The 18341-nt window shown below is 70.9% G+C and carries 19 protein-coding genes; 10 read left to right on the top strand and 9 right to left on the bottom strand.

The genetic code is table 11. The features are described 5' to 3' along the window. Positions 1-120: 120 nt before the first annotated feature. The 3 genes from B9W62_RS24290 to B9W62_RS24280 all read right to left on the bottom strand — a co-directional run bounded on the left by B9W62_RS24290 (position 121) and on the right by B9W62_RS24280 (position 1851). On the bottom strand, positions 121-834 hold the full coding sequence (locus B9W62_RS24290) for a YidC/Oxa1 family membrane protein insertase (RefSeq protein ID WP_087809136.1): 714 nt from the start codon (positions 832-834) through the stop codon (positions 121-123). 100 nt (positions 835-934) lie between these two features. Further along, positions 935-1246 carry a DUF6412 domain-containing protein gene (locus B9W62_RS24285; RefSeq protein WP_087809135.1) on the bottom strand — a complete coding sequence of 104 codons (312 nt, stop codon included), beginning with the start codon at positions 1244-1246 and terminating at the stop codon, positions 935-937. 53 nt (positions 1247-1299) lie between these two features. After that, positions 1300-1851 carry a winged helix-turn-helix transcriptional regulator gene (locus B9W62_RS24280; protein ID WP_179235640.1) on the bottom strand — a complete coding sequence of 184 codons (552 nt, stop codon included), beginning with the start codon at positions 1849-1851 and terminating at the stop codon, positions 1300-1302. 164 nt (positions 1852-2015) lie between these two features. Between B9W62_RS24280 and B9W62_RS24275 the strand changes: the two genes are divergently transcribed. From B9W62_RS24275 to B9W62_RS24265, 3 genes are all read left to right on the top strand, one after another. After that, positions 2016-3422, top strand: coding sequence for an MFS transporter (locus B9W62_RS24275; RefSeq protein WP_087809133.1), 1407 nt, complete (start codon positions 2016-2018; stop codon positions 3420-3422). Between the two features lie 99 nt (positions 3423-3521). Continuing rightward, on the top strand, positions 3522-4541 hold the full coding sequence (locus B9W62_RS24270) for an SEC-C domain-containing protein (RefSeq protein ID WP_087809132.1): 1020 nt from the start codon (positions 3522-3524) through the stop codon (positions 4539-4541). A gap of 108 nt (positions 4542-4649) precedes the next feature. Then, complete coding sequence (locus B9W62_RS24265) at positions 4650-5108, top strand: SRPBCC family protein (RefSeq protein WP_087809131.1); 459 nt, start codon at positions 4650-4652, stop codon at positions 5106-5108. Positions 5109-5200: 92 nt separating this feature from the next. Here the strand turns inward: B9W62_RS24265 and arr are convergent, their stop codons facing one another. Then, positions 5201-5611, bottom strand: coding sequence for an NAD(+)--rifampin ADP-ribosyltransferase (gene arr, locus B9W62_RS24260; RefSeq protein ID WP_087809130.1), 411 nt, complete (start codon positions 5609-5611; stop codon positions 5201-5203). Positions 5612-5740: 129 nt separating this feature from the next. Here arr and B9W62_RS24250 point away from each other — a divergent pair, with 129 nt between their 5' ends. Continuing rightward, a complete protein-coding gene (locus B9W62_RS24250) occupies positions 5741-8911 on the top strand; it encodes a DEAD/DEAH box helicase (protein ID WP_179235639.1) in 3171 nt (1056 codons plus the stop codon). 33 nt (positions 8912-8944) lie between these two features. Here the strand turns inward: B9W62_RS24250 and B9W62_RS24245 are convergent, their stop codons facing one another. Continuing rightward, positions 8945-9541 carry an ATP-binding protein gene (locus B9W62_RS24245; RefSeq protein ID WP_087812072.1) on the bottom strand — a complete coding sequence of 199 codons (597 nt, stop codon included), beginning with the start codon at positions 9539-9541 and terminating at the stop codon, positions 8945-8947. On the opposite strand from B9W62_RS24245, the gene B9W62_RS24240 reads away from it, so the two are divergent. Continuing rightward, a complete protein-coding gene (locus B9W62_RS24240) occupies positions 9509-10324 on the top strand; it encodes a helix-turn-helix domain-containing protein (RefSeq protein WP_107424248.1) in 816 nt (271 codons plus the stop codon). The two genes, B9W62_RS24245 and B9W62_RS24240, sit on opposite strands and share 33 nt — an antisense overlap. A gap of 3 nt (positions 10325-10327) precedes the next feature. After that, positions 10328-10534, top strand: a complete 207-nt coding sequence (locus B9W62_RS24235) for a DUF397 domain-containing protein (RefSeq protein ID WP_306426457.1) — start codon at positions 10328-10330, stop codon at positions 10532-10534. A 157-nt stretch (positions 10535-10691) separates the two neighbouring features. Here B9W62_RS24235 and B9W62_RS24225 read toward each other — a convergent pair whose 3' ends face one another. Together B9W62_RS24225 and B9W62_RS24220 are read right to left on the bottom strand one after the other, a co-directional pair. Continuing rightward, positions 10692-11558: a helix-turn-helix domain-containing protein gene (locus B9W62_RS24225; protein ID WP_087809129.1), complete on the bottom strand. Its 867-nt coding sequence runs from the start codon at positions 11556-11558 to the stop codon at positions 10692-10694. After that, the gene (locus tag B9W62_RS24220; RefSeq protein WP_087809128.1) at positions 11555-12352 is read right to left on the bottom strand and encodes a peptidoglycan-binding protein; all 798 of its coding nucleotides are present in this window, start codon (positions 12350-12352) and stop codon (positions 11555-11557) included. The genes B9W62_RS24225 and B9W62_RS24220 overlap by 4 nt, the downstream gene beginning before the upstream one ends. Positions 12353-12663: 311 nt before the next feature. Between B9W62_RS24220 and B9W62_RS24215 the strand changes: the two genes are divergently transcribed. Next, positions 12664-13131: a peptidoglycan-binding domain-containing protein gene (locus B9W62_RS24215; RefSeq protein ID WP_087809127.1), complete on the top strand. Its 468-nt coding sequence runs from the start codon at positions 12664-12666 to the stop codon at positions 13129-13131. Between the two features lie 253 nt (positions 13132-13384). Here B9W62_RS24215 and B9W62_RS24210 read toward each other — a convergent pair whose 3' ends face one another. Beyond that, positions 13385-14212, bottom strand: coding sequence for a helix-turn-helix transcriptional regulator (locus B9W62_RS24210; RefSeq protein ID WP_087809126.1), 828 nt, complete (start codon positions 14210-14212; stop codon positions 13385-13387). A 163-nt stretch (positions 14213-14375) separates the two neighbouring features. Between B9W62_RS24210 and B9W62_RS24205 the strand changes: the two genes are divergently transcribed. From B9W62_RS24205 to B9W62_RS24195, 3 genes are all read left to right on the top strand, one after another. Continuing rightward, positions 14376-14783 (top strand): nuclear transport factor 2 family protein, encoded by a 408-nt coding sequence (locus tag B9W62_RS24205; RefSeq protein WP_179236098.1) that lies wholly within the window; start codon positions 14376-14378, stop codon positions 14781-14783. Then, positions 14783-15625: an NAD(P)H-binding protein gene (locus B9W62_RS24200; RefSeq protein ID WP_087809124.1), complete on the top strand. Its 843-nt coding sequence runs from the start codon at positions 14783-14785 to the stop codon at positions 15623-15625. The genes B9W62_RS24205 and B9W62_RS24200 overlap by 1 nt, the downstream gene beginning before the upstream one ends. 302 nt (positions 15626-15927) lie before the next feature. Then, positions 15928-16500: a GNAT family N-acetyltransferase gene (locus B9W62_RS24195; RefSeq protein ID WP_087812069.1), complete on the top strand. Its 573-nt coding sequence runs from the start codon at positions 15928-15930 to the stop codon at positions 16498-16500. 126 nt (positions 16501-16626) lie between these two features. Here B9W62_RS24195 and B9W62_RS24190 read toward each other — a convergent pair whose 3' ends face one another. Next, positions 16627-18141 (bottom strand): MFS transporter, encoded by a 1515-nt coding sequence (locus tag B9W62_RS24190; protein WP_087809123.1) that lies wholly within the window; start codon positions 18139-18141, stop codon positions 16627-16629. Positions 18142-18341 lie beyond the last annotated feature (200 nt).

Genomic DNA, 18341 nt, shown 5'->3' with positions numbered 1-18341 from the left:
GTACCGCGGCAGCCATCGGAGGACTGGTCGATCGTCCAAGGCCGGGTTCCACTCCGCAAGACCCCGTTCACGTACTGGACCGTAGCCACGCGCGCCGCGGCCGGACCCCTACGGGCCCGCTCAGCGGTAGAGCACGGCCCGCTCGACGGCGCTCCACGCCGTACTGGTGACGACGTACAGCGCGGCGGCCAGCGGCACCACGGCCACGGTGACGAGGGTGAAGAAGGACATGAACGGCATGACCCTGGTGATCGCGCCGACCCCCGGTACGGCCTGGCCGTCACCGGCGGGCAGGACCGGCCGGTCGGCCATCGTCCGCCGGGTGAGCCGGTAGCTGAAGGTGGCGACCGCGGCGACGACCGCGAACAGGGCCACGTACACGAGCCCGGTCCCGCCGAGGGGACCGCCGTCCCCGAAGGTGTCGGCCCACCGCCCACCGAGCGGGGCGGACAGGAGCCGGTGGGAGAGGAGCCGGTTGACCTCGCCGCCGATCGTCGAGCTGGAGAAGAGGTGGTAGAGCAGGAAGAAGGCGGGGATCTGGCACAGGCTGGGCAGGCAGCCCGACAGCGGGGACACCTTCTCCTCGGCGTGCAGTTCGAGCACGGCCCGCTGGAGCTTCTCGGGGTTCTTCGCGTGCTTGCGGCGCAGCTCGGCGATCCGCGGCTGGAGTTCGGTGCGCGCCTTCTGCCCGCGGGCGGCGGCCCGGGAGAGGGGGTGCACGAGGAGCCGTACGAGGGCGGTGAACAGGACGATGGCGGCGGCCGCGGCCGAGGCGCCGAACAGGGGCTGGAGCAGGTCGGCGAGGTGCTCGACCAGGCTGGCGAAAACGGACATGGGCGGATGAACCCTCCGGGGGTCTCGTCGTGCCGGGATGAGGTGCGGCGGCATGACGACACGACCCGCGCGGGGCCAAGTGCGGAGAAGGAGCCGGGCCCTACGCGGTGGTCGCCGGGAGGGCGTGTCCGGGCGCTCGGGGCCGGCGGCGGCCGGGCGCGTCGGGGTCGCGTTGCGGCAGGAAGGCCGTCCGCAGGTCCCGGTCCCTGATGGCCGTACGCACCCGGGTGGGCGGCACGGCGGGCGCGCAGCGGGCGGCGATGACGGCGCACACGGCGAGCGCGGAACCGACCGCGGCGGTCGCGGCGAGCGCGACGGTGGCGGAGAGGCTGCCCACGTCGACGAGCGCGACGGGCAGGAGGACCAGCAGCAGGACGAGGAGAGAGCGCGGAACGGCCCGTTCCCGGATCATCGGCCACTCCCCCTCTCGTACGCGCGTTTGCCCCAGTTATACAGGACGACTATTCATGCGGGACCACGCTGTGCGGACCCCTGCTGCTCGGTCTCGATCGGCTGGAGCAGCCGCCGCGGACCGAGCAGCGCACGGCTGACCGGGTCCGCCGGGTCGGGGTCGAGCCCGGGGCCCGGCCGCATGTCGATGTCGCGGACGGCGACGAGGGCCCCGCAGGCGGGGCAGGCGCCGTAGGGGCTGAGTTCGGTGCCGCAGTCGGCGTGCCAGAAGGTGCGCATCGGCTCGCCGCCGAGCTGCTCGCGCCCCCAGAGGCCGAGCGCCCGCAGGGCGGGCCACAGGGCGATGCCGCGCTCGGTGACGACGTACTCGTCCCGGGGCGGCGACTCCTGGTACCTGCGCTTCTCCAGGATCCCCTCGGCGGTGAGCGCCTGGAGGCGGTTGGCCAGGACGGCGCGCGGGATGCCGAGGTGGACGAGGAAGTCGTTGTACCGCCGCACGCCGTACAGCGCGTCGCGGATCACCAGCAGCGTCCACCGCTCGCCGACGACCTCCAGCGCGCGGGCGATCGAGCACTCCTGCGTCGCGTAGTCCTTGCCCAGTGCCATGGGCTCCACTGTAGCCACTTTCCGACACTCGGTTCATTCACCGAACTGATAGTGCTAGGTTGAGTCGCCCGAGTCAGTTCATTGACCGAACCGACCGAACCAGCTGAGCCAACCGAATCAACCGGACCGACCCCACCACCCCCGAGCGGAGCGGACAGGCAGCCATGACCGACACCGGCACGGATTCCCCGACCACCGCGACACCGGCACCCCCGGCCGCCACCGCGGAACGGGCCTCGCCGCCCCCGCACCCCGGCCGCACCCTCGCGCTGACCAGCGCCGCGACCGCGGTGGCGCTGATGACGTACACCGCACCGCTGGTCACGCTCCCCGAGACGGCCGCCGACCTGCACACCTCGCTGTCCGCCCAGGCCTGGCTGCTGAACGGCACTCCGCTGGGCCTGGCCGCCCTGCTCCTGGTGGCCGGCAGCCTGGCCGACGACTACGGGCGCCGCCGGCTGTTCGTCTCCGGCACGCTGGCCCTCGGCGTGACCACCGTCCTGGGCGCCTTCGCGTCCACGACCTGGCTGTTCACCCTGGCCCGGATCGCGCAGGGCGCGGCGAGCGCGGCGCTGCTGGCCAGCAGCCTCGGCCTGCTCGTGCACGCCTTCCCGACCCCGGCGGGGCGGCTGCGCGCGACCGGCGTGTGGGGTGCCTTCGTCAGCGGCGGGATAGCCGTGGGCCCCGTACTCGTCGGGGCGTTCCCCGACTGGCGGCCGGCGCACGGCGTGCTGGGCGCCGCCGCGCTGGTGGTGGCCGGACTGGGCGCGCGGTCCCTGTCGGAGTCGCGCTCCCCGCGGGAGGGCCGGCCGGACCTCGCCGGGGCGTTGACGTTCGGACCGGCGCTGGTCGCGCTGGTGGCGGCGCTGACGCTGGGGCGCGAGGGGTGGCTGCGCGCACCGGTGGGCCTGCTGCTGGCGGCGGCCGTGCTCCTGGGTGCCCTGTTCGTCGTACTGGAGCGCCGCGCGGCCACTCCGATGATCGACCTGTCGCTGCTGCGCCGCCCGCTCTTCCTGGCGTCCTCGGCGGGCGGCCTGTTCACGGGCCTGTCGGTGATCGGCTTCTTCAGCTTCCTGCCGACGGTGCTCCAGCGGGCGCTCGGCCTGTCCCCGATGGACACGGCCCTGCTCTCCCTGCTCTGGGCCGGTCTCGCCTTCGCGGTGGCCCTCCAGGCCCGCCGCATCGCCCACCGTGTCTCCGCACGCCACCAGTTGGCCGTCGGTTTCGCCCTGCACGCGGCCGGCGTCCTGACCATGCTCGGCGCGGTCGGCGCGGGCTCCTGGCCCCGGCTGCTGCCCGGCCTGGTCGTGGCGGGCGTAGGCAGTGGCCTGCTGAACGCCGCGCTGCCGCTGCTCGCGGTGGAGTCGGTACCGGCGGCCCGCGCGGCGATGGGCTCGGGCGCGCAGCAGACGTTCCGCTACATCGGCTCGTGCGCCGGGGTCGCCCTGACGATCGCCATCGCGACGTCGGCGGGGAGCCCCGGGGCGGGCACGGACGCCGCGCTGTGGGTGTCGGCGGGGCTGGCCGTGGCGGCGGCGGTCGCGGTGGGGACGCTGCGGGAACGGCACTGACCGGCACGCCCCGGACCTGACGCCCTCCCTCGACCCGCTCCCCTCCTCCGCCCCCGGGGTGGCTGACCCTCGTCACCTCTCGGCAGTACGGTGTCCCCCATGCGCCCCGACACGCCCGCCGAAAACGTCGACCACGCCGCCGAGGCGGCCCGCCTGGAACGGACCGCCGGCCTCTACCCCGAGGACGCCGAGGCCCTGCTGCTGCGCGCGGCGGCCCACCTGGAACTGTCCGGCGACCGCCCCGCCGCGACCAAGCTGTACGACCGCCTGCTGTCCTCCGGCGCCTCCGCCTCCCTGGACAACCCGTCCCTGGTCCGCGCCCTGAAGGCGTCGAACCTGTGGGAGTACGACCACGAGGCGGAGGCCAGGGCGATCATCGACGGCGTGCGCGCGGCGTCGCCGCGGGACCCGGCCCCCTGGGTGATCGTGGCGGAGGCCCTGGAGTCCCACGACGAGCTGGAGGCGGCGCACGAGACGTTCACGGAGGGGGCCCGCCTGCTCCTGACGGACGTGCCGGAGCCCCCGTACACCACCCACCCCCTCCTCTACGGCCGCCACCGCGTCCGCCGCATGCTGGGCCTGCCCCACGACGAGTGGGACGCGCTGGCCGACACCCTCCACACCATGCCGGTCTCCCTGGACGAGCTGCACGACCCGAAGCGCGTCTGGTCCCTGGGCTCGGACGACCCGGCGGACCTGGAGGCGGAGATCTCCCGCCTGCGCGCCGAGCTGGGCGCCTACCGCGAGGCCCTGTCCCGCCCCTTCCCGGTGGCCATGCTCCACTGGCCGGCGGGAGAACTGGCGGAACTGATCGAGGCGTATCCGGCCCTGTCCTCCGAGTACCCCTCCTACGAGGAGCACCTGGCGTCGATAGAGGCGGCCCTGCGCGAGCTGGCGGCGTCGGGCACCCCGAACCTGGGCGTGGTCCCGGGCACGGTCCCGTCCTACGAGGCGTTCGCGGCGTCGGAGGGCGCGTCCCCGGCCGACCCGACCCTGCTCCCGCAGTACGCGACGACACTGGCGGCCCGCGGACTCGCGGTGGCGTGGCCGCCGCAGCGCGGGGCGGCGTGCTGGTGCGGCTCGGAGCGGCCGTACGGCGAGTGCCACGGTGTGCGGTAAACCGTCGCGACGGACCGATGAGTTCGGGGACCGCCGGGCGTCCATAGGTACGAGAGCCCGACGCGGAACGCAGTGCTTCGGGCGAGCCGACCCGAGGAGACACACGCCATGAGCACCGAGCAGACGCCCACCGCGGCCGAGAACGGCTTCTCCTACACCCTCACCCGCACCCTGGACGCCCCCGCCTCCCAGGTCTGGCAGGCCTGGACCATCCCCGACCAGTACGCCCAGTGGGCCTACGCCGTCCCCGGCTCCGTGGAGATGGACGTCCGCCCCGGCGGCGCCTGGAAGGCCACGATGCGCACCCCGGACGGCGCGGAGTTCCCGTTGACCGGGTCCTACATCGAGGTCGCCGAGCCCCGCCGGCTGACCGTCGGCATGGACGTCCCGGGCCGCCCGGACCCGGCGGCGATGACCGTCGAACTGGCGGAGCAGGGCCCGCGCAACACCGTGATCACCCTCCACCAGACCTGCGACACGGCGGCGGAGCGGGACGGCGCGGAACAGGGCAGCAACATGCTGCTCGACGGACTGACGGGGTTCCTGGCGGGCGGGGCGCGGAGCTGAGCGCATCCGCCCGCCCGCACCCACTGCCGGGGCACCGACGCGGCGAGGCGTGAACACTTCCCGGTGGAGTGTTCACGCCTCGCCCATGCACCTCAGTTGATGATCTCGGCCCGCCCCTCCTGATTCATCGCGGCCAGCCGGTCCCGCCACATCTGGAGGGCTTCAGGCGTCTGCCGCGTCCAGTCAGTGACTTCGCCGACGATCCGGAGCGGCTGCGTGCTGCGGTAGGAGCGAGTGGGATTGCCGGGGAACTTCTTGTCGGTCACGTTCGGGTCGTTCTCGAACTCCCCGGTCGGCTCGACGGCATACACCCGCGGCTCCCCGTCCCCGGCGGCAAGCTCGGCGGCGAGCCCCGCGCCGTCACGCAAGGCGGTGAAGTAGACGTGGTTCATCACGATCTCGGGCCGGTAGTTCGAAGGGAAACCGGCGGTGAGGTGATCGCCGACCCGCAGATCGGCCTTCGTACCGTGGAAGAACGGCCCCTCGTCCAACACCTCGTCCATCGCGGCAGGTTATCAACGCGCGCCGTGACCGACGAGAGTTCACCCCGGGAGCGCTTTGAAGGGACCGCTTCCGCCGGTCGTCCCACCCCTCGTGTCAGTGCCTGCTGCTAGAACTGCATCCACAACAACATGGTGGGGAAAGGGGTCGGGGTGGAGCAGCCGGGGAGTCGGGAGCAGCCGGTCGCGGGGGTCTACGAGCAACTGGTCACGGATCGCGTACGTGGCGAGCTGGAGCGTCTTGAGGCCGCGGGCTGGAAGGCCATCGACGCCGAGGTCGGCGCAGAATCGTCACCGCATGTGCTGGCTCGCCACGTCGGTGCCATGGTGGCCCACCACCTCAGCCAACTCCGGCCCGAACACCGAGTTCCCTTCGCCAACCGCGTCCTCGAGTCCCTGGCGGCAGAGGTCGGTGGGCAAGGCGGCGCCGAGCCCGTCAGCGCCATCGTCGAGGGCCCGCGGCAGTTGCTGGCTCTGGCGGAACAGGAGGCACCGGGCGCCTATGCGATCCGTCCGCTCACGCCCCTCTCCGAGACCTCGCTTCTCACCAACTCCCCCGAGGACCTGAACCTGGGCTCGGAGTTGCGGGCCGAGTTGGCCACTGCGGATCGGATCGATCTGCTCTGTGCCTTCGTGAAGTGGTATGGCATCCGCGTGCTGGAGGACTCACTCCTCGCGGCCAAGGAGCGGGGCGTCCCGATCCGTATCATCACCACGACCTACATGGGCGCCACGGACCGGCGCGCGCTCGACCGGCTCGTGCGCGAATTCGGCGCCACCGTGAAGGTGAACTACGAGACCCGCTCGACCCGGCTGCACGCCAAGGCGTGGCTGTTCCGACGCGGAACCGGATTCGACACGGCGTACGTCGGCAGTTCGAACCTCTCCCGTGCGGCACTGCTCGACGGCCTGGAATGGAACGTACGACTGTCGTCGGTGGCCACACCGGCGGTGATGGAGAAGTTCGAGGCCACCTTCGAGGCGTACTGGAACGACGCGGCGTTCGAGACGTACGACCCGGACGAGGACGGCAAGCGCCTCGACGCGGCGCTTGCCCAGGCGGGTGGGACGGCGTCGACCACAGACCTGAAGATCAACCTTTCCGGTCTTCAGGTGCACCCCTTCCCGCACCAGCGGGACATGCTGGAGCGCCTCAGCGCAGAGCGCGAGATCCGCGGGCGGCACCGCAACCTGCTGGTCGCGGCGACCGGCACGGGGAAGACCGTGATGGCCGCCCTGGACTACCGCGATCTGAGCAATCGGGCGGCCTCCGGTCGACCGAGGCTGCTGTTCGTGGCGCATCGCAAGGAGATCCTCAAACAGTCCTTGCGTACGTATCGCGAAGTGCTGGACGACGCCTCGTTCGGCGAGTTGCTGTACGGCGGGGCCGATCCACAGGAGTGGACCCACGTCTTCGCCAGCGTCCAATCGCTCAACGTCCAGAGGCTGGAGCAGCTCGCGCCAGACCACTTCGACGTCATCGTCATCGACGAATTCCACCACGCCACGGCCGGTACGTACCGCCGAGTGATCGAACACTTCACGCCGAAGGAACTGCTGGGACTCACCGCCACCCCGGAGCGGATGGACGGGCTCAACGTCCAGGACGAATTCTTCGACGGCCGCATCGCCGCCGAGATGAGGCTCTGGGAAGCCCTGGAGAACGACCTGCTGTCTCCTTTCCACTACTTCGGCATCCCTGACGGGACCGATCTCACGAATCTCGGCTGGCAAAAGGGCTCGTACGCCGATCAAGAGCTCGGCAACCTGCTGACCGGCAACGACGCGCGAGCGCGCATCATCGTCAAGCAGGTCCGGGACAAGCTCTCCGACCCCGGCACCATGCGGGCGCTCGGCTTCTGCGTCACCAAGGCGCACGCCCATTTCATGGCCGACTACTTCCGCAAGGCCGGTTTCCAGGCTGCGGCCCTGGACAGCGACTCGCCATCCGAGGTGCGCGCTCAAGCGCTGCGTGACCTCCAGGACGGCAAGCTCCAGGTCATCTTCTCGGTGGACCTGTTCAACGAGGGTCTCGACATCCCGGACGTGGACACCCTCCTCTTGCTGCGGCCCACCAACAGCGCCACCGTCTTCCTCCAACAGCTGGGCCGGGGGCTACGGCGTACCGACACGAAGCCGGTCCTCACGGTCCTGGACTTCATCGGACAGCACCGAGCGGAGTTCCGCTTCGAGGAGCAGTTCCGGGCCATGACCAACCTGTCGCGCAACCGGCTGGTCGAGCACATCGAGCGCGGCTTTCCGCAGTTGCCGTCGGGCTGCCAGATCATCCTGGAGGGCAAGGCCAAGAGCCTGGTCCTCGACAACATCAGGACGCAATTGGCCGCCACGGTGAAGACGCTGGTGAAGGAGGTCAAGGAGTACAGCACTCCTCTCCTCGCCGACTACCTCCGAGAGAGCCGCAGAGAAATCAAGGAGCTCTACAAGAACGGCAACTCCTGGACGCTCGTGCTGCGTCGTGCCGGCCTGGTCGCCGAACCGGCTACGCCGGGCGAGGAAGCCCTGCTCAAGCGAGTCCACGCGTTCCTGCACGTGGACGATCCCGAGCGTGCGCGAGCGTATCTGAGCCTTTTGGCGGACGACGCCCCTCCGTACGAGGAACTCGACCGGACCGGCCAGGCCTACGCCCGCATGCTGTTCTTCAACCTGTGGGACAACGCGGGCGGGTTCACCGGCTATCCGGAGGGGCTCGCGACGCTGCGCCCGCAGCAAGCCCTGAGGGATGAACTTCGGCAGGTGCTGTCCTACGTCATCGACCGCGCCGACCATGTCCCGATCCCGCTGTCCGACGACCTCGGCCCTGTACCGCTGAAGGTCCACAGCTCGTACAACCGGTCGGAGATACTGGCCGCGCTCGGCGTCGCCCGGTTCGGTGGACAGATGCCGAGATCCTTCGCCCAGGGCGTGCAGTGGGCGGAAGAGTTCCAGACGGACGCGCTGCTGATCACGCTGGAGAAGGACGAGAAGGACTTCTCGCCCACCGTCCGGTACAAGGACTACGCGATCAGCCCGCACCTCTTCCACTGGGAGTCCCAGAACGCGATTTCCCCCGATTCCGCCACGGGCAAGCGCTACCAGCAGCACGCCGGGCGCGGCTCCCACGTCCTGCTGTTCATGCGCCGCTACGCGACCACGGACACGGGCAAATCCCAGCCGTGGATGCTTCTGGGCCCGGCAACGTACGTGGAGCACACCGGCAGCAAGCCGATGGCGATCACCTGGCACCTCGATCACCCGCTCCCCGCCGATGTGTGGTCCTACTCGGCGGCGATCCAGGCGAGTTGATCCACGGGTACGTCGGTCCTGGCCCGGAACGACTCAGGACAGTCGCACTTCGCACTCCGCCTCGAAGTGCGACTGCGCCCGGTCGAGCGCGTCGTCCACGTCCCATCCGTGCGCGTGGAACCAGTGGAGCAGATCGGCAATGGCGTTGATCGCCGCATCTTCCGCCGTAGCCGTCACCAACCGGCCGGGATCAACGGACTCCTGCGCCGACTGCGAACCGTCGTAAAGACTCAGTACGTCCGCGGCTCGCGCCAGCCGCGGCATCGGCATGCTCTGCCGATCGACCCGGGCGGCGTCCAGGCGGAACTCGCACCAGGTGATTTTGCGATCACCGGTGAGCTCCACGCCCCAGCGATCACTCACGGCGTCGACCAGCATCATCCCCCGACCCGTCTCCGTATCGAGGGTCGCGCACGTGAGCGTCGGCAGGGCGCGAGCATCGGGATCGTGCACCTCGATGCGCAGGTGGGAGCTCCCGAGTGAAACGACCAGCGTGGTCGGCGTCGCCGGTCCGACGTGCTTGATCACATTGGCGACGAGTTCACCTACGCAGAGTTCGGCACCATCCGTCAGCTCACGCAGCCCCCAGTACTCCAGGTGGATCCGCAGAGCGCGTCGAAGAGCCCGCACCTACGCAAGGGACTGACACTCGAGGAGGCAGGGTCCCGCGTCGGCATCTTGAAGGCGACGTTGAGCCGCTACGAGACGAAGGAGGGCACGGTCAAGTGGCCGGCCGTGGACGCCCTGTGCCGTGAGTACTCCGCAACGGACGAAGAGCGCCTCGCTCTCGTGGAGTTGGCGAAGGGCGCCAGGATCCAAGGATGGTGGCGATCACTCGCCGACCCCATTCCCGACTCCATGAACCTGATGTTGACCTTGGAAGACGAGGTCGTACGCGAGGACCACTACGCGTGCATGTACGTCCCGGGGCTCCTCCAAACACGCGCCTACGCGGAGGCGGTTCATCGCGCTTCAGAGGTGCAGTGCGACGAACGCGAAGTCCAGCACATGGTCGACATCCGCATGAAGCGCCAGGAGTTGCTGGAGCGCGAGGAGCCTCCGCATATCTGGTGCGTGATCGACGAAGCCGCTGTCCGACGCCGGGTCGGAGGCCGTGACGTCATGCGCGAGCAACTCACCCACCTGTTGGCCTGCGCGGAGCGACCGCACATCACCATTCAGGTTCTTCCGTTCTCCTTGGGAGCACATGCCGCCGCAGTCGGAAGCTTCGTCACACTTCGCGGCCAAGCCCGTGAGCTGGACGTTGTCTATGTGGACCTCCTCGGCGGCGGCGTGTTCATGGAGAAGCCGGAGGAACTGGAGCGATATAGGTTGGCCTTCGACTACCTCAGCGCCCGGGCGCTCGACCTCGAGTCCTCGGTCGAACTCATCGACCGGGTCAGCAAGGAGTGAGTCTTGATAGCAGCCAGCCCGGAGCCCCGCTGGTTCAAGTCCTCGCACAGCGGGGGGAGCGGCACTGAATGCGTTGAGTGCGCGTACGTCCCACACGGCGCGTTGATACGCGACTCCAAGTGCGCCGATGGCCCCACACTGGACGTGCGGCTGAGCAGTTGGCGTCTGTTCGTCGACTCAGTACGCCACGGCTCGCAGCCGTCCGCCTGACCGACCGAGGCGGGTACGGCCTGGTCACCCCGACAGACCTCAATGCCACCGGCGGGCATCATGGCGCTGCACCGCCTGGGCAAGGCCCCCGAGAGTCCCAACAACGGGTCTCCGAGCGAAGACTATCGGGAGTGGTCGGCGGGGCACCGGAGCCCGTTCACCGGGGTGAGGGCGGGTCGGCCGTGGTGGTGGGCTCGCCCACGCGGGCCTCGAAGCACTCCCGTTCGCCGTCGGCCGACGCGGGCCGGAAGCAGGCCCGTACGGTGCTGCCGAGGTGGACCTCGGTCATCTCGGTGTAGACGAAGGTCGCCGCGTCGTCCTCGTTCCTGATGCGCACGTCGTGGGTCGGGCCGCCCGCCGTGACGTCCACCCGGTCGCCGATCTCGGTGGCCCAGGTCCGGGCCCAGCTCGCACCGCACTTCTCGCTGTGGCGCAGTTCGACGCGGGCGCCGGTGGCCGTGCGGTACGAGGCGAGGGTGTCGGGGCCGACGCCGCAGATCAGGCGCATCGGGTCCTGGCCCTCGCAGGCGGCTCCCTGGCACAGGGGAGCGAAGGAGAACGGCACGGAGGCCGGCAGCGACTCGGCCTCGCGCGCCTCCGAGTCCGGCAGCAGGAGGAACAGCAGAGCGGCGACACCGCCGACGATCACCGTGTACGCCGCCGCCAGCACCACCAGGAGCCTGCTGCGGCCGAGTCGCCACCGCCGGGTCCCGTCGGGCGGCGGCTCCTGGGGACGCGGCCGTGGCGACTCGTCCGGGGCAGAGGCGGACGCGGGGGCCACCGCGCGTCCGCTCCAGTGCGACTCGGCGATCTCCCACAGCGCGAGCAGTCGCCCGTCGGGTTCGTTCGCGAGCCGGCACAGGTCCCGTACGGCCTGGCGCGGGGGCAGGCTCTTGCCGTTGAGGTAGCGCTCCCAGGAGGACTTGCTGTACGGCGTGCGCTCCGCCAGCGCCGCCAGGCTCAGGCCCGCGCGGGCCCGCGATTCCCGCAGCGCCGCCACCAGCCGCGTGTGTTCCGAGGTCACTTGGGAGCCACCTCCCGAAGGGCCTGCCAGGTGGGCGGGTCGATGACTCCGTTCACGATCAGTCCGTTCTGCTTCTGCATGCGTTCGACCGCGCGCCGCGTCTTCGGGCCGAAGATGCCGTCGATCTCTCCCGGCTCGGTGCCCGCCCGGCGCAGCAGGCACTGGGCCTCGGCCACTTCGAGCCCCACCTGGGTGTTGGACAGGAGGAGGTCCGTGGTGCGGCTCAGGCCCGCGTACCAGCGGGCGTCACGCTGCTCCAGCCGGCAGGTGTAGATGACCGGCACCAGGGTCTCCGACACGGTGGCCGGAGTGGTGACTTCGGCGTCGCCGCGGTCGCGCGCGAGCTGGGCGCGGGCCTCGGTGAGCCGAACGGCCAGCAGGAGGGCCACGGAGACGGACAGCACCGTGACCACCGCTCCCGCCGCGACCGCGACGCGCAGGACGCGCCCGTACGGCTGCCGCTCGGTGGGGGTGGGTTCCGGTGTCGCGGAGGAGTCCTCGGGGGTGCCCGCGCCGGCCGTCCGGCCCTCCGCCCAGCGTTGGGCGGCGATCTCGTGCATCACCAGCAGCCGGGCCGGATCCTCACCGCCGATGCGGGCCATCGCCTCGACGGCTTCCAGGGGCGGCAGGGACCTGCCGTTCAGATAACGCTGCCACGACTTGGCGCTGTATCCGGTCTTCACCGCCAGTCGCCGCGTGCTCAGTTCGCTGTGGTCCTTCAGCCTGCGCAGACGCACGATCAACTGGTGTACCTGCGGATGCAGTTCTGCGGGCAGTTCCTTCCAGCGCGACACGCTTCCCCCACTCGCGTCCCGGACCTCGGGCCCGGTCCCTGTCTCCCGGTCTCATTCTGCACCAGCCGTCAGGGGCCCCGTTCCTGCCGCCGACCCCGCCCGGACGCGACCCCGGCCGTCCCCCTGTCGTCGCGGTCCCGCCGCAGGGACCCGGTGGTCGGCATCCGCGCAGGTCATCGTGTGGGACGTCTCGGGACGGGGTCACTTCCGCGTCGCCGGTGGCCGGGCATCCCGCCGGGCCCGCAGTCTCGTTGCGGAGCCGGCCGATGGGGTCGGCTTCTCCTAGCGCACGTCATAGCGAGGAGCACAGCATGCGAGCTCTCACCAAGACACTGGTCGGTGTCGCCGCCGCGGTCGGTATCGCCGCCGGCGGCCTCGCGACCGCGGGCCCGGCCATGGCGGACCCCGCACCCGCCCCGGGGTCCGCGGTCGCGGCCTCGCCCGCGGCGGTGGCCGCGTACAACAACCTCGGCCTCACCAAGACCCAGGCCTACGGCGTCCAGTGCTTCCTCAACACCTCGGTCTACGTCGACATCGACGTGGACGGATACCTCGGCCCCGAGAGCTGGAAGGCGATGCAGGGCTTCCTCAACAGGAGCTGGGACCAGAATCTCGCCACCGACGGCGTCGTCGGCCCGGCAACGATCAAGGGACTCCAGTACTTCCTCAAGCACGGCGGCTGGAAGTACACCGGCAAGATCGACGGTATCGCCGGCGAGGGAACGCGTGCGGCGTTCGCCAGGTTCGGTCAGACGACCCTGGAGCAGTTCTGCGAGTAGGCACGCGCCGCCTCCCGTACGAGGGGGCGCTCGGAAGTCACCTGCTTCGAGCCGGTCGCCGAGCAGGGGGCGGAGCGCGCTGGTAGCAGTTCGCGGGGCTGCACGGGGTGCGGTGCCCGGTCGGTGCGGCACGCACCGGAGCGGATGACGGGCGCGGCCGGGGAGGCCTTCCGCCAGCGCCTCCTCGGCCACCGTGCCGTACCGGACGCGCGGACGGCCACCGTCGGCGGGGTGCCGCACTTCGTCGACGTGGTCAGAGGCTCTTCAGCGCGGTGGCGCTGGGGCTGCCTGCTTCTGCCGTGTACATCACGAAGGAGAAACCCGAGCCGGGCAGAGCGAGCGTGTGCCGGTCGATCTCCAGCTCGCCCAGTGTGGGGTGGTGGAGGTTCTTTCGCACGCTGGGTATGGGGCGCACAGCGTGATTCCGCCAGCTGTTCGCGAATTCCGGATCGTGGGTTGCGAATTCGTTGATCAGCGCCGCGAGCGCGTTGTCCGTGGGGTGCACAACGCGGGCCGCGCGCAATTGTGCGGCCACCTGCTGAGCGAAACCGGGCTCGGAACCGGGGGCGGCGTTGCAGAGGGTGTCACGGAATCTCGTCGAGAGGCGCGTGAGGTTGCGCTCGTCGGGGGTGAGACGAGAGAAGTCGGTGATCAGAGCCGCGGCTGCCGCGTTCCAGGCGACGATGTCCTGCCGGTCGTTGACGACGTAGGCGGGGATGCCGTCGAGTCGGTCGAGCAACTGCCGGGCGTCCGCGGGTACGTCCTGCGGCGCGCCGTCGTTGCCCGCCGGCAGCACTTGTCCGGCCAGGCGGGCCAGATGGTCGCGCTCTGCTTCAGTGAGCTGGAGTGCCGTCGCCAGCGCGGACAGCACCTGGAGGGAGGGCCGGGGTGCCCGTGCCCGTTCCAGTCGTTCGTAGTAGCTCACCGACACCTGCGCCAGGGCGGCCACCTCTTCGCGGCGCAGGCCGGGTGTGCGACGGGCGCGTCGGCCAGGTGGAAGTGCCGCTTCGGCCCGCACGTCTTCCGGCCGCAGGCTCTCGCGGCGGCGGCGGAGGAAATCCGCGAGTTCCTGGCTGCTCACCGCTCCATGCTGCCACGGGAGGGGACGGCCGAGCCTCGCACTGCCGGTCCGGGGCTCGGCCGTCCGTTCCACGCCGGCGAGTGCGCTGTGCATGGTGGTCCGGCCGGTTTGTCGACCACGAGGAGAAACGGTGACCAGGACCCCTGAGGAAGTTTTCCGCCGCATGATCGATCTGATCGCGGCCAAGGACATGAATGCCGTGGCAGAGCTGTGGGCGCCTGACGGAATCGCCGAATTCCCTTTCGCGGCCGGGAACTCCCCTCGTGTGCTGCGCGGACGTGAGGAGGTGCGTGCCTACCTCGCCCGCTATCCGGATCTGATGGACATGAAGGAGGTGGCCGCGCTGACCGTGCGGCCGACGGATCAGGCGGACACCGTCGTGGTGGAGTGGACGGCCACCGGCCTCACCGTGGCCACTTCCCAGCCCTACCGCCTGGACTACATCGTGGTTCTCACGGTCCGCGACGGGCTGATCACTCTGTACCGGGACTACTGGAGCCCGCTGTCGGCGGCGGCCGCCGCCGGGGGCCTCGCCGGACTGATCGACTCGCTCGAACGGCAGAACACCTGATGTCCGCGGTGCTCGTGACCGGAGGGACCGGCAGGACGGGCGGGGCGCTGGTGCGGGCGCTCCGCGGCGCCGGTGTGCGGACACGGGTCGCCGGCCGGAACCCGGCCGCGGCCGATCCCGACGCAGTCCGCTTCGACTGGAACGACCCGACCACGTTCGGCCCCGCGCTCGACGGGACGGACCGGGTCTTCCTGCTTCCGCCGGTGGAGAGTGTGGACCCGCTGCCGCTGGTCGAGCCCTTCCTGCACCAGGCGCAGCGGGCCGGTGTCCGGCGTCTCGTGCTGCTCGGCTCGGCCATTGTGCTGCCGAACGCACCCGGCGCCGCGGAGCTGGCCGCGCGGGTCCGGGACCGGCCCGGAGGTGTCGTACTGCGCGCGTCCGGCTTCATGCAGAACTTCCTGCGCCCGCACCCGCTGGCCGAGCGCATCCATCGGCACGGTGAGATCCGCACCGCTGCCGGTGACGGCAGACTGGGGTGGGTCGACGCTCGGGACATCGCGGCCGGCGCCGCCGCGCTGCTGGCCGACCCGGGGGTGGCGGCTCGAAGCGACTACCTGATCACCGGGCCGCACGGGATGAGCTATCCACAGGCCGCGCGGATCATCACCGCGCGGACCGGCCGACGGGTTCGCGTGGAGCCCGTCACGGAGGAGGAACAGGCTGCCGCCTACCGTGCCTCCGGAATGCCGGCCGAGTTCGCTGCCGCCCTTGCCGCCGTCGAGCGCGGAATCAAGGAGGGACGCGAAGACCGGGTCAGCACCGCGGTGCTCGAACTGACCGGCCGTCCGCCGCGTACGTTCGCCGAGTTCGTCGCTGACCACGCGTACGAGTGGGCTCGGTGACCGTACGCCCGTGCCGACCCTCCTTGCCGCATCGGAGCGGGGCGGCTACCACTTGACCTGCGAGACCCGCACGGCGTCGGCGACGCACAGCAACTCCGGCAACGGCAGGGCATCGGTGGGGCGCTCCATGAGGGACCACCTTAGGACTCCGGCGGCAGGCCGGGACTCCGGCGGCAGGCCGGGACTCGGCCGGCTAGCCGGGACGCGGGCGGCAGGCCGGGACTCCGGCGAGGCGAGGAACTGGAGGCGCCGGGCGGAAAAGCGGTGTCCCGCCCGCCCCATGAGGGCGCAGGATGACGGCCATGACGCTGGCCACTCCCGCCCTGAGCACCGCACGCCTGCGGCTGCGGCCCTTCACCGAAGCCGATGCGGACTTCCTCCACGCCATGCACAGCAGCGCGCACGTGATGCGCTACTGGGACTCCCCGCCCTGGACCGACCGGGCCCGTGCCGACCGTTTCCTCTCGGTGTGCCGGACGATGGCAAAGGAGGGCACCGGCGTGCGGGTGGCCGTCGAGCGGGCATCCGACGGGGCGTTCGTCGGCTGGGTCTGCCTGGTCGAGTGGAACCCGGTCCACCGCAGCGCGTCGCTGGGTTACTGCCTCCACGAGGCGATGTGGGGCCACGGCTACGCGACGGAGGCCGCGCACGCCCTGCTGCGGTGGGCGTTCGACACGCTGGACCTGAACCGGGTGCGGGCCGAGGCCGACACGCGCAACGCGGCGTCCGCCCGGGTGCTGGAGAAGATGGGCTTCGTGCGTGAGGGCACGTTGCGGGAGGACTGCGTCGTGGACGGCGAGGTGTCCGACTCCTGGGTGTTCGGGCTGCTCAGGCGGGAGTGGCGGCCGTCGGACGGGCCGGGCCGCGCTCGCTGAGCGGCGGGCGGGGCGGACGGCAGACGCGCCGCCCGCACGAGAACGGGCCCGGTACTCGCCGAGTACCGGGCCCGCCGCTCGCATCCGCCCCGTCCCCACAGGTGGGTGCGAGCCTCCACATGCCGCTTACATGTGGACGGTGGGGGCGGCGTCGGGGTCCGCCGCCGCGGGGACGCCGGGGCGGTAGAGCAGCGCCGCGATCAGCCCGCCCGCGGCGAAGAAGGCGGCCGACCACAGGAAGCTCGTGGAGTAGGACTCCATCGACGCCTGGGCCTGGACCAGCTTGTCGGCGGGGTTGCGGCCGACGAGGTAGGACGTGGCGGCACTGGCGGCGAGGGTGTTGAGCAGGGGCGTGCCGATGGAACCGCCGATCTGCTGCATCGTGTTGACGGAGGCGCCGGCGACTCCGGCGTCCTCGGTGGCCACTCCGCTGGTCGCGAGGCTCATGGCCGGGGCCATGATCAGGCCGATGCCGAGGCCGGAGACCAGGAGCGGCGGCAGGACGTTGGCGGCGTACGAGCTGTCCAGGCCCAGGGCCGTCAGCCAGAACATGCCGCCGGCCGCGAGCGCCATGCCCACGGGGACGACGATCTTCGGTCCGACGAACGACAGGATGAAGGTGGTGGACAGCGTCGCCGACAGCATCAGCGTCGCCACCATGGGCAGGAACGCCAGTCCGGTCTGGATCGCGGAGAAGCCCAGGGTGAGCTGGAGGTAGTAGGTGAGGAACAGGAACACGCCGAACATTCCGGCGCTGGCGACCAGCATGGACACGAAGGACGCGCCGCGGTCGCGGTCCAGGAGCACGCGCAGCGGCAGCAGCGGGTGCGCGGCCCTGGTCTGCCACCAGGCGAACACGGCCAGCAGTACGGCACCGGCGGCCAGGAAGCCCCAGGACAGCGGCGAGCTCCAGTCGTGCGACTCGGCGTTGGAGAACCCGTAGACGATGCCGAACAGGCCCGCGGTGACCAGCACGGTGCCGGGGACGTCGAGCTTGGCGCCGCGCTCGCGCTCGGTGTTCTGGAGCAGCAGCCAGCCGCCGACGATCGCGGCCGCCGCGATGAAGAGGTTGACGTACAGGGTCCAGCGCCAGTTCAGGTACTCGGTGAGCACGCCGCCCAGCAGCAGGCCGACGGCCGCGCCGGAGCCCGCGATGGCACCGAAGATGCCGAAGGCCTTCGCCCGTTCCCTGGCGTCCGTGAACGTGGTGGTGAGGAGGGAGAGCGCGGCCGGGGCCAGCAGGGCGCCGAACAGGCCTTGCAGCGCGCGGCCGGTGACGAGCACCTCGAAGTTCGTGGCGGCGCCGGCTATCGCGGAGGCCACCGCGAATCCGGCGACGCCCACCAGGAAGGCCGGCTTGCGGCCGAACAGGTCGGCGATCCGGCCGCCCAGCAGCAGGAGGCTGCCGAAGGCCAGGGAGTAGGCGGTGACGATCCAGGTGCGGTTGCCGTCGGAGAAGCCGAGGTCGGCCTGGGCGGACGGCAGGGCGATGTTCACGATGGTCGCGTCCAGTACGACCATGAGCTGGGCGAGCCCGATCATGGCGAGGATCCACCAGCGGCGCCCTGACGAGGCTCCGTCTGCCGGGGCGCCGGGCTTGCGGGCCGGGGGCGCGGCCGACTCTGCTGTCACTTGGGACATGGGGACGTACTCCAGTCCTTGGTTCGGGAGACGTTCAAGTCGAAACGAAACCGTTTCGTATCGCTATCCAGCTTACGCCCGCCGTAACGGAACGGCAGCGTTTCGATGGCCCATTTCGGTGTGAGAGGGACCACACGGGAGCGATCCGAGCAGAAGCGGTGAGATGTCCTCGCGTCGCCGTCGCGTCCGGCGCCCGCGGG

The sequence above is a fragment of the Streptomyces sp. CS113 genome, assembly GCF_002188365.1.
GTDB lineage: Bacteria > Actinomycetota > Actinomycetes > Streptomycetales > Streptomycetaceae > Streptomyces > Streptomyces tendae.
Note: the sequence above shows the minus strand (reverse complement) of the source record. Positions and strands in the feature narration are given on the sequence as shown.

Bases quoted from the DNA above. Each gene is read 5' to 3' on its own strand.
- B9W62_RS24200 (WP_087809124.1), top strand. From the start codon at position 14,783: ATGTCCGCGGTGCTCGTGACCGGAGGGACCGGCAGGACGGGCGGGGCG.
- B9W62_RS24250 (WP_179235639.1), top strand. From the start codon at position 5,741: ATGGTGGGGAAAGGGGTCGGGGTGGAGCAGCCGGGGAGTCGGGAGCAG.
- B9W62_RS24290 (WP_087809136.1), bottom strand. From the start codon at position 834: ATGTCCGTTTTCGCCAGCCTGGTCGAGCACCTCGCCGACCTGCTCCAG.
- B9W62_RS24195 (WP_087812069.1), top strand. From the start codon at position 15,928: ATGACGCTGGCCACTCCCGCCCTGAGCACCGCACGCCTGCGGCTGCGG.
- B9W62_RS24265 (WP_087809131.1), top strand. From the start codon at position 4,650: ATGAGCACCGAGCAGACGCCCACCGCGGCCGAGAACGGCTTCTCCTAC.
- B9W62_RS24280 (WP_179235640.1), bottom strand. From the start codon at position 1,851: ATGGCACTGGGCAAGGACTACGCGACGCAGGAGTGCTCGATCGCCCGC.
- B9W62_RS24190 (WP_087809123.1), bottom strand. From the start codon at position 18,141: ATGTCCCAAGTGACAGCAGAGTCGGCCGCGCCCCCGGCCCGCAAGCCC.
- B9W62_RS24270 (WP_087809132.1), top strand. From the start codon at position 3,522: ATGCGCCCCGACACGCCCGCCGAAAACGTCGACCACGCCGCCGAGGCG.
- B9W62_RS24215 (WP_087809127.1), top strand. From the start codon at position 12,664: ATGCGAGCTCTCACCAAGACACTGGTCGGTGTCGCCGCCGCGGTCGGT.
- B9W62_RS24275 (WP_087809133.1), top strand. From the start codon at position 2,016: ATGACCGACACCGGCACGGATTCCCCGACCACCGCGACACCGGCACCC.
- B9W62_RS24205 (WP_179236098.1), top strand. From the start codon at position 14,376: ATGATCGATCTGATCGCGGCCAAGGACATGAATGCCGTGGCAGAGCTG.
- B9W62_RS24285 (WP_087809135.1), bottom strand. From the start codon at position 1,246: ATGATCCGGGAACGGGCCGTTCCGCGCTCTCTCCTCGTCCTGCTGCTG.
- arr (WP_087809130.1), bottom strand. From the start codon at position 5,611: ATGGACGAGGTGTTGGACGAGGGGCCGTTCTTCCACGGTACGAAGGCC.